At 46.0% G+C, this 9,619-nt stretch carries 8 protein-coding genes; 3 read left to right on the top strand and 5 right to left on the bottom strand.

The features are described from left to right. The first annotated feature begins 178 nt into the window (after positions 1–178). A complete protein-coding gene (locus tag FFM77_RS14025; RefSeq protein ID WP_171001613.1) occupies positions 179–2,803 on the top strand; it encodes an Ig-like domain-containing protein in 2,625 nt (874 codons plus the stop codon). A gap of 87 nt (positions 2,804–2,890) precedes the next feature. On the opposite strand, the gene FFM77_RS11130 is transcribed toward FFM77_RS14025, so the two are convergent. The 3 genes from FFM77_RS11130 to FFM77_RS11140 all read right to left on the bottom strand — a co-directional run bounded on the left by FFM77_RS11130 (position 2,891) and on the right by FFM77_RS11140 (position 4,716). Continuing rightward, complete coding sequence (locus FFM77_RS11130) at positions 2,891–3,106, bottom strand: DUF2929 family protein (protein ID WP_137635838.1); 216 nt, start codon at positions 3,104–3,106, stop codon at positions 2,891–2,893. 148 nt (positions 3,107–3,254) lie between these two features. Then, complete coding sequence (locus FFM77_RS11135) at positions 3,255–4,139, bottom strand: polyphosphate kinase 2 family protein (protein WP_137635839.1); 885 nt, start codon at positions 4,137–4,139, stop codon at positions 3,255–3,257. Between the two features lie 19 nt (positions 4,140–4,158). Further along, positions 4,159–4,716 carry a nitroreductase family protein gene (locus FFM77_RS11140; protein WP_137635840.1) on the bottom strand — a complete coding sequence of 186 codons (558 nt, stop codon included), beginning with the start codon at positions 4,714–4,716 and terminating at the stop codon, positions 4,159–4,161. Positions 4,717–5,069: 353 nt separating this feature from the next. Here FFM77_RS11140 and FFM77_RS11145 point away from each other — a divergent pair, with 353 nt between their 5' ends. Beyond that, positions 5,070–6,029 carry a nucleoside hydrolase gene (locus FFM77_RS11145; protein ID WP_137635841.1) on the top strand — a complete coding sequence of 320 codons (960 nt, stop codon included), beginning with the start codon at positions 5,070–5,072 and terminating at the stop codon, positions 6,027–6,029. Positions 6,030–6,531: 502 nt separating this feature from the next. On the opposite strand, the gene FFM77_RS11150 is transcribed toward FFM77_RS11145, so the two are convergent. Together FFM77_RS11150 and FFM77_RS11155 are read right to left on the bottom strand one after the other, a co-directional pair. Continuing rightward, on the bottom strand, positions 6,532–7,302 hold the full coding sequence (locus tag FFM77_RS11150; RefSeq protein ID WP_137635842.1) for a Cof-type HAD-IIB family hydrolase: 771 nt from the start codon (positions 7,300–7,302) through the stop codon (positions 6,532–6,534). Positions 7,303–7,306: 4 nt separating this feature from the next. Further along, on the bottom strand, positions 7,307–8,245 hold the full coding sequence (locus tag FFM77_RS11155) for a LacI family DNA-binding transcriptional regulator (RefSeq protein WP_137635843.1): 939 nt from the start codon (positions 8,243–8,245) through the stop codon (positions 7,307–7,309). A 307-nt stretch (positions 8,246–8,552) separates the two neighbouring features. Here FFM77_RS11155 and FFM77_RS11160 point away from each other — a divergent pair, with 307 nt between their 5' ends. Next, positions 8,553–9,416 (top strand): MurR/RpiR family transcriptional regulator, encoded by an 864-nt coding sequence (locus FFM77_RS11160; RefSeq protein WP_137635844.1) that lies wholly within the window; start codon positions 8,553–8,555, stop codon positions 9,414–9,416. Positions 9,417–9,619: the final 203 nt, after the last annotated feature.

Raw genomic sequence — 9,619 nt, forward strand, 5'->3', positions numbered from 1 at the left:
GTTGGTTACCGCTGATTCGGGACCAAACAGAGTGGCAACCTAATCCGTAATGCCCCTTATATTTGCCAGCTTACCGAATAAACCGTCCCAATATCACCGAGTTGTACACTGGCGGTATGATTTGGTTGCCGAGTTAGGAGTAACTCAGTATGAATTGAATTGATTGGAGGGATTTTCGATGCACAAATTTTGGCATTTTCTATTGTTAGCGGTCGCCGGCTTGGCATTAATGGTCTTTAGTCCCCCATTATTAGGCCAAGCTAAAGTCATCACGACTGCGACTGGGACTGATGCCGATAGCGCTACCATTACTAATGATGCTGGTGAAGTTATGTCACATACCGCTGACCTCTCATCTGAGGAACTTTACCGGGTTGATTTTAATTGGACGATACCCGATTCAACCCGAGTTAAATCAGGTGATGTCATGTATCTGACACTCCCAAGCAATATTTATAATGATTCCGATATCGATGTTGCGATCAAAGCATCCACGGGATCCGTGATGGGCCGGCTTAAATTGGCTACCGGCGCTTACACAGCAACGTTGACTTTTAACAATTATCTAGCCAGCCATAATCTCAATAAACGTGGTCGTATTTGGTTTAAGTTCCCCGGTGCCAGCAAACCTGGCGAACCAGAACCGACACCCGAGCCCACGCCAAGTGGCCCAATTGCGATGACGAAAACGGCGGCTTGGAGTAGTCCCGACGACTATTCCAAGATTAATTGGAATTTGATTGTGTCTGGTAATGGCAACAAGTTAGTCGATCCGGTAATTACCGATACCTTAAGCATTGGTCAAAAGTACGTGTTAAATAGCGCTCACGCAACCGATGAGACTGGTAAAACCATTCCAGTCACCTCAACGAGTTCGATTAAACCCGATGCGGATGGCACCCATAATGTCACCTTCAGGCTTGCCGGCACCTATGAGACTAATATTCACTTAACCTATCAAACCGAAACTGTCGATCAGACGACGAAATCAACGATTTACCATAACTCGGCGGTTTATACCGACAGTAATGGTAACCACGCCGATGCCACCGCGGATGTCGACAAACCAGATACTGAGGTTCCAGAAGAACCCAATGAACCGGAGCCAGAACCCACTCACGAGCCCATTTCAATGACCAAAACGGCTGCTTGGAGTGATCCTAGTAACCCATCCACGATCAATTGGGGCTTGGAAGTTAAGAATAACGGCAACGAGCTCGTTAATCCCGTCTTCACGGACCTTCTAAGCCCTGATCAGTATTACTGGGCCAATAGTGCGAAAGCCACCGATCCAGCCGGTGAGTCGATTCCGGTCTTGTCATCGACTCGACCAGAAAATGACGGGAATACACTGCTGATATTCAAGTTACACGGTACCTTCTCGTCTAACCTCGCCTTAACCTATCAGACTTTGTTGAAGCAACCCAATCCAGGCGAACTTTATCAAAACAAAGCCAATTATCACGATGATGCCGATAATGACGCCAATGCAACCGCGGAAATTGAAGCACCCGATGAAGAAGACGATCAGGAACCGGAAGAACCTAGCCAGCCAGAACCGACTAAGCCAATCAGTATGACGAAAACGGCTGCTTGGGTCAATCCAGATGACAAATCGCAAATTCTCTGGACATTACAAGTCACTAGCAACGGTAACAAGCTGGTTAAGCCAACCATTACCGATACCTTAAGCGCTAACCACACTTATATTCCAGACAGCGTCTCAGTCACCGCGAATGGCACCACCATTCCAACAACTGCTTCAGTCGCCGGCAACCAGGTCACCTTCAAGATTAATGAGACCGTTGATGCTGACCTAACGATTACCTATCAGACGAAAGCAGCCGCAAGTAACGTCGCTGAAGTTTACCAAAATGATGCCGTCTTCGAAGATGAGGATGGCCATCACGCGGAAGCAACCGACGATATTATTTTGACTCCTGACGAAACTGAAGAACCGGAAAATCCTGGTACCGAAGAACCAGAAAATCCTGGCACCGAGGAACCCGAAAATCCTGGTACCGAAGAACCAGAAAAGCCTGGCACTGAAGAACCGGAAAATCCTGGCACCGAGGAACCGGAAAATCCTGGCACCGAAGAACCGGAAAAACCTGGCACCGAAGAACCAGAAAAACCTGGCACCGAAGAACCAGAAAAACCTGGCACTGAAGAACCAGAAAAACCTGGCACTGAGGAACCAGAAAAACCTGGCACCGAAGAACCAGAAAAACCTGGCACTGAAGAACCAGAAAAGCCCGGCACTGAAGAACCGGAAAAACCCGGAACTGAGGAACCAGAAAAGCCTGGGACTCAAGAACCAGAATTTCCAGATGAAGATGACGAACATCCAACCGTTACTGAACCTGAAAAACCAAGTACGCCAGCACCTGGCACCCCTGGTGAAACCGGCGAAACTGAAAAGCCAGTCAAACCAAGCCAGCCGGAACCAGCGCCAAACAAGCCAGCTACTGAAAAACCAACAATCAGCGTGCCTGGAACCAGCGCCACCGGTCAGACAAGCACACCAACAACTAGTGGCACCCCTTATCAACCGCATACCACGGCTCCTAGTGCCACCACGCCAACAACACAATCCACAACCGGCATGATTGCCACCGCACCAAGTACAACACCGACCCCAGCGGCACCAACCACTGGCACCCCGGCGACAACTCGTCCAGCGTCAACCTTGCCACAAACTAACGAGCAACACCATGCTTTGGCCAGCTTATTAGCCATCCTTGGATTAGTCTTAATTCTCATTGGTAGCCACTGGTTAAGTCATCGCTCACGGAAAATTTAGTTGTTGTTAAGATGCAAAAAATCCCCGTTAGTTTGCACCAGTTGCAATACGCTGCACTGGTCAAACCCAACGAGGATTTTACTTTGCTTATTTAACTTCGCGATGGCCTAACATTGGGTAAAGCCCAAAGACCACGATTAACGCGATAATGACACCGACAATGGCGGATGGTCCTAATTGTAAGGCAAACTTTTGATGGATGGCACTAACGATTTGATCGCCAATGTAACCAACGACCAAACCAAAAATTGCGCCCCAAAAGGCCGTAATTAGTGCCCCTGAAAACCAATGACTCTTATTCATACTTGACCCTCCTATTGAACCGATAATAGCTTAAAAACCATAATTTCGCTCAACTTTACTATAGCAGACCCGCTGATAAATTGCATTGCAAACCTGTCGTTAGTTATCTTAATCCGAAACTGAAAAAATTGCCAGCTTTTCCAAAAAGTTAATCGGTTTCACGATCCAATTGATTCAAAGCCGTCTTTAATTGGGCTTGATCAGTGGCATCTAATGATGGATAAGCCAATGGTAACTCGCCTAAACGCTTATTAATAATCTCGGACACACAAAGCCGAGAGTACCACTTATTGTCGGCCGGAATCACATACCATGGCACACTCTTGGTCGCGGTATTGGTAATCGCATCATCATAAGCTTGTTGATAATCATCCCAATACTTACGTTCCCGAATATCAGCGGCCGAGAACTTCCAATTATGACTAGGAATCTCAATTCGGCGAATAAACCGTTGCTTTTGTTCGGCTTTGGACATATGTAAAAAGAATTTCAACACTAAATAGCCATTATGCTGCAAGTAATCTTCAAAGTAACGTAAATCTTTAAAACGACGGTCAAAGAAGGCATCATCTACTTGCGACTTTTTCTCAATATCCCCAATATGCTCATTCACAATAATATTGGGATGAACCCGGCTAACTAACACATCTTCATAATACGACCGATTAAAAATACCAATCATCCCGCGTTTCGGGACTTGGTCATGAATTCGCCACAAATAATCATGGGCCACTTCTTTAGTCGTTGGTTGCTTGAATGAACTAACGTTACACCCTTGCGGATTGACGCCGCTCATAATGTGCGCAATCATACTGTCTTTACCGGCTGCATCCATTGCTTGAAAGACAATCAATACCCCATAACGGTCTTGAGCGTACAGCTTACCTTGCAGATCCGTCAATTGTTTAATATTTTGTGCAATCTGTTCCTTAATGACCTTTTCTGATTTATAGTCAGCATCCGGTTGCGTATCCAATTTAGTTAAATTCAATGCTTGCTTGCCGGTATACCGATATTGCTTTTCAAAATTCACTGCCGCCACTCCTCCATACTTATCTAAATGCTACAATTTGCCGTAATGATTTGTGCTTAGCTGGTTGTCCAGGCTGCGCCGCCATGCCGATTGACACTAATAACAACGGCTGATAACGTTTGATATCCAAGTCCAGGATCTGACTAAAAGCCAAGTGGTCAAAACCAGTCATCGGATTCGTATCATAGCCCGCATCCTTAGCCAACAGCATGAATTGCATCGCCACTAACCCAGCGTCCAACGCCCCAATATCCGTATGTGCCTGAGTGGGGGTCTTTTGAGCAGGTTGAAATGGCTGGGCGTCATCTTGATTCTCACGGTCATTCACAAACAAGACGACCGCACTAGCTGTCGTTAGCTGACTCATATTGCCCGTCGCCGTGGTCAGTTCTTTGCGTAATACTGGTGACGTAACGACTAGCGCGCGAATCGGTTGTAGGTTCAAGGCAGTCGGCGCTAAGAAGGCCGTTTTTAATAAGCGTTCCAACTCCGAACGCTTAATTTCAGTCTGCCCATCATACTGTCGTACCGAGTGCCGCGCTTGCATAACGTCAATGATTGGATTATTCGTACTCATTCAAGTCACTTCCTTAGGTTTAGTATAAGTCAGCGGTTTCACTTTGACAAAACCAAATTTTTCACCGATCTAACTCGTAAAATATTAGTTTATCCGTTAGAACCCGTTGCCACCCCTTAATCAAACGTTTACAATTAATGTATTAACATTATTTGTAAACGTTTGATGCTAGTTAAAATTTCCGCCTACCGGCTAGATTTACTGATTAATCATGCATAACTGTTAATTTACAATATCAAGTTGTTAACGATTCTGGCCCAACCAGAGTGGCAAGTTAATCCAACTAACACCAAACGCGATATGATCATTACCAGACATTACCCATCACACCTACTTAGGGAGGAATTTGGCACATGGCAAAACGTAAAATGATTTTGGATCTAGATACTGGGATTGACGATGCAATGGCAATCGCCTATGCAGTCGGAGCCCCCGATGTTGATTTAATTGGGATTATTAGTTCATATGGGAACGTCGTCGTGGAACAAGCGGCTCATAACAGTTTACAAATTTTGGAATTACTCGGAGCAACCGATGTACCAGTCTTTGTTGGGGAACCACATTCTAGCACAACGGAACACTTTGACGTGATGGCAATTTCAGCACAGATTCACGGCGTCAACGGAATTGGCGAAGTCCAATTACCTGAACCAAAACGCCAACCAGAACAACAATCTGGGGTAGACTTCTTAATCGATGCCGTGCACCAATATGGTTCTGACTTAACGTTAGTGCCAACTGGCCCATTAACCAACTTGGCCGCCGCTATCAAGAAGGCCCCCGATATTGCCTCGACAATTGGTAATGTCACGATTATGGGCGGTGCCTTGACCGTTCCTGGGAACGTGAGTCATTTTGCAGAAGCCAACATCAACCAAGATGCCGAAGCCGCTAACGCCGTCTTCACTAGCAAGATCAACTTAACGATGGTCGGCTTAGATGTCACCTTGCGGACTTTATTGACCACTAAGGAAACTGGCCAATGGCGTGACTTAAAGACGACTGCTGGCGAAAAGTTTGCTGACATTGTTGATTACTACATCGACGCTTATAAGGTCACTAGCCCACACTTGCATGGCTGTGCTTTACATGATCCATTAGCAGTCGGCGTGGCGTTAGACCCTAGCTTCGTCTCAACGTTGAAGTTGAACATGTTCGTGCAAGCGAGTGGTGAAGATTATGGGCGGACAATCGGTGACCCCGCTCGATTGACCGATGCTAATCCGAACGTCACCGTCGCCTTGACGGTGGATACCGATCGCTATCTGAAGACCTTCATGACCTACTTAACCGACTTATTCAAACAAAACTAATCATCTAAAATTAACCGCGGCCCCTCAGACGAATGATTGCCTGAAGGGACGCGGTTTTAACTATTGTGCATACGCTTGGTGCTGGTTGAAATTGCCGCCTGCCGGTTGGTTCCTAAAACGCTGAAACGCCATGGGCCAACGACACAGCTGAGCATTTTAGGAACCGACCGCTCAGCTAAATTTGTGGTCGACAATAAATAGTCATTAATTCCCGTTAATTAACGCCGGGCGGGCCAGAATGGGCTCAGTGGTGTCGTTTGACTTAGCCGGTGGCTTTTCCGGGTTAGTCAAAGCCCGGCTTGGAAGACCGCCCTTTGGCTTCCAAACGCGGCCACCACGTTCCAGCCGATTCTGGCCCAACTAGAGTGACAATTTAATCCAACCAGCACCAAGCGTATTATTCAAATTAATCTCCATAACGACTAAAATTGATGACCTAATTATCTTAATGACCAGAAAAAAAACGACTGCCATTATCGACAATCGTTTCGGCGTTTCAGTTTTAAATCCAGCCAATTGCTTTCAATCCATTTTGAATGCCATCATGATCACAATCCGTCGTAGTTAAGTTCGCACAAGCTTGAATGGCTGGCTCGGCATTGCCCATCGCAATCCCAATGCCCGCGCTACGTAACATTTCACGATCATTATCGTTATCACCAAACGCCACAATATCTTTACCGTCAACATGCAGTTGAGCGGCTAACTTAGCAACCCCTTCCGCTTTAGAACCGACACGTGGAATCACATCGACGCCATTTTGTGCGAAGCGCACGAACGAAAACTCATCAGCATGCGGGAGCTTGGCATCCACTTCAGGGCGATAAAACATCATCGCTTGATAAATCGGATGATTTAAATAATAATCCGGCGCATAATCTGGGAGTGGTGCTCGAAAGTCATGCAAGACTTGCAGCGTTGATTGACTTGGTTGGGTATGCGCATGCAACCCATCTAAAGATTCAAAAATCATATCAACTTGTTGCTCATCGGCGGCTTTTACTAAAGCGGCGACATTGGCTTGAGTCAGCGTTTGTTGATGTACTTGTTGCTTATGAGCAAACGCCGCTGAGCCGTTACAAAGAATAAAATCTTGTAAATCTAACGCCTTAATAATCGGCCGTGCTAGCCGTAAATTCCGGCCAGTCGCAATCGCCACGTTGATTTTTTGTTGCTTTAACTTTTGAATACTCGTAATGGTGCTGTGCAATAACTGCTTGTTGCGCGCCAACAAAGTATTATCAATATCGAAAACCGCTAATCTTGCTACCATATTATTACCGCCTAATAAATTCTGATTTGATTAACTCATGCGTCGTCGTTTGGCCCGTCGCCAACTTGAACGCCGCTGTTCCTAGAGCTTCTAAATGGTGATCAATCGTTGAAAACTTAAGTAATCTGCTAGATAATAAATTTTCCTGACCAATCGTGGGAATTGGCGCTAACCGATGATCCAAATAATATTGTTGGACCCCGGCCCCAATATCGTCACCATTGGTAAAGACCGCATCGACTCCCGGTTGGAGATGCGCAAAGTATTCACCCGCGCGGTAACCGTCTTCATAGGTGACCGCACCAACAAATAAGTGCTGTGAGTCAAGCTTGCCATAGACTTGTTGATACGCACTGCGCGTCACCCGTGTGCTGGCACTGATAACGTTGTTACGACTGAGCACAACACCCATTTTTTCAAAGCCGTGCTGTTGCGCCCATTGCAAGACATTCACATATGAGGCTTCACGGTCAGTATAAGCTGCCGCTAAGGGCCGGTCGTCACCGGGATCTTCACATAAGACGATCTGGCCATATTTACGATATTTTTCCAACGTCTCTAACGAACTGCTACGCGATGTAAAGATCAACGCATCGTAGGCTTTACTACGAAGCTGATCTAGATACCGCCGTTCGATTGTCAGATCATAATTGGTTGGTAATAACGTAATCTTGTACCCGGCTGCAAACGCGGCACTGACTAACCCGTCAATAATCCGGGCAAAATACGGGTGGTTCGCGTACGGCATCACGACCCCAATCGTCTTCGTCTGACCGTTACTCAGGTCACGAGCAACGCGATTGGGCACGTAATCCAGTTGTCGCATGATGGCTTCCACCTTAGCCCGCTTCTCATCGGCCACATATTTTTGATGATTGATCACCCGTGAAACGGTTGAAACTGAATAACCGGATAACCGGGCAATGTCATGAATATTTGTCATTTCTGCTCCCACTCCTATCTTCCATATTGTACCGTTAGATAGGCCGCGTTGCACTGCTTAATGTAACCGCTGACTCAATCACCAGTCTGGAACGGTCCATTTCTTTAAGAATGTCTATACATTAAGTTATGAAACCGGTCCCAGGTCAAGCACAATGTTGCAATTTTTAACAAATTTATCGATTTATTTTTCAATCAAGCCTATTAGCCCTCGTTTTACCGTCCAGATGCCGTTTACTGGGGTTAGAATAGCTTGACGCTGTATTTTCACTTATACTAAACCGAAACTTGCTTCAAGGAGGACTCTCATGCTGATATTAGATCAACTCAAACAAACCGCCGACTTTACCACAACTGAAACCCGAATTGCCAGTTACTTATTACAACATCTGGATACAGCTAAGTCGATGTACTTAAAAGATCTTGCGACCGCCACCTATACGTCGCATTCTGCAATTATTCGCCTCGCGCAAAAGTTAGGTTATCGCGGCTTTCGTGACTTTCAACAAGCACTGACCACCGCGGCCGTGGCACAAGCCCGTACGGTGACTGAGGTTGATGCGAACTTTCCCTTTGCCGCTGATGATGATCCGCAAGCCATTGCAAAGAAAATGGCGGATCTAACAGTCACAACCGTCCAGCGTTCCTTTGACCAACTGGATACAACAACACTAACTGCGATGGCGCAAACACTAGATCAAGCTGAACGGATTTTTATCTTCTCGCAAGGTGATTCTCAGTTACGCGCCCGTAGCTTTCAAAACAAACTCATCAAAATCAATAAATTTGCAATTATTGCAGAAGAATACGCCGATGACGCGTGGAACGCTGCCAACTTAACGTCACGTGATTGTGCCCTATTTATCTCATACGCTGGCACCACCAAAGTCCATCAACAATTCGCAACGTACTTTCATGACCAGCAGATTCCATGCCTCGTCATTACGGGAAACGCCGACGCCCCACTGATTCCACTGAGTTCGCAACACCTAATCTCCTTACAATCGGAAAACGGCTTTGCTAAGATTGGGACCTTTGCCTCCCAAACAGCCTTTGAATACTTATTAGATACCCTATTCTCAGTCATGTATGCGCAACACTTCCAACAACATCTCAGTAACTTGCAACAAAAACAGCAGTTAATTCAAGACGGTCCACTAACAACTAAATAATGAAAAGAGATCAGTATCAATTCATGATGCACTTTACTTAACTATTACCGTAACTATTCATTAAATTTACACTGATTTACGCTTGGTGCTAGTTGAAATTGTCGCCTGCCGGTTGGTTCCTAAAACGCTGGAACGCCATGGGCCATTTTGAAGCCAAAGGGCGGTCTTCAAAATTGGCCTTGGCCTAAGTCCGAGCAGACCAC

It is taken from the genome of Lactiplantibacillus songbeiensis, assembly GCF_005405125.1.
Lineage (GTDB): Bacteria > Bacillota > Bacilli > Lactobacillales > Lactobacillaceae > Lactiplantibacillus > Lactiplantibacillus songbeiensis.

Coding starts and splice junctions, on each gene's coding strand:
- FFM77_RS14025 (WP_171001613.1), top strand. CDS start 179: ATGCACAAATTTTGGCATTTTCTATTGTTAGCGGTCGCCGGCTTGGCA.
- FFM77_RS11130 (WP_137635838.1), bottom strand. CDS start 3,106: ATGAATAAGAGTCATTGGTTTTCAGGGGCACTAATTACGGCCTTTTGG.
- FFM77_RS11140 (WP_137635840.1), bottom strand. CDS start 4,716: ATGAGTACGAATAATCCAATCATTGACGTTATGCAAGCGCGGCACTCG.
- FFM77_RS11145 (WP_137635841.1), top strand. CDS start 5,070: ATGGCAAAACGTAAAATGATTTTGGATCTAGATACTGGGATTGACGAT.
- FFM77_RS11150 (WP_137635842.1), bottom strand. CDS start 7,302: ATGGTAGCAAGATTAGCGGTTTTCGATATTGATAATACTTTGTTGGCG.
- FFM77_RS11155 (WP_137635843.1), bottom strand. CDS start 8,245: ATGACAAATATTCATGACATTGCCCGGTTATCCGGTTATTCAGTTTCA.
- FFM77_RS11160 (WP_137635844.1), top strand. CDS start 8,553: ATGCTGATATTAGATCAACTCAAACAAACCGCCGACTTTACCACAACT.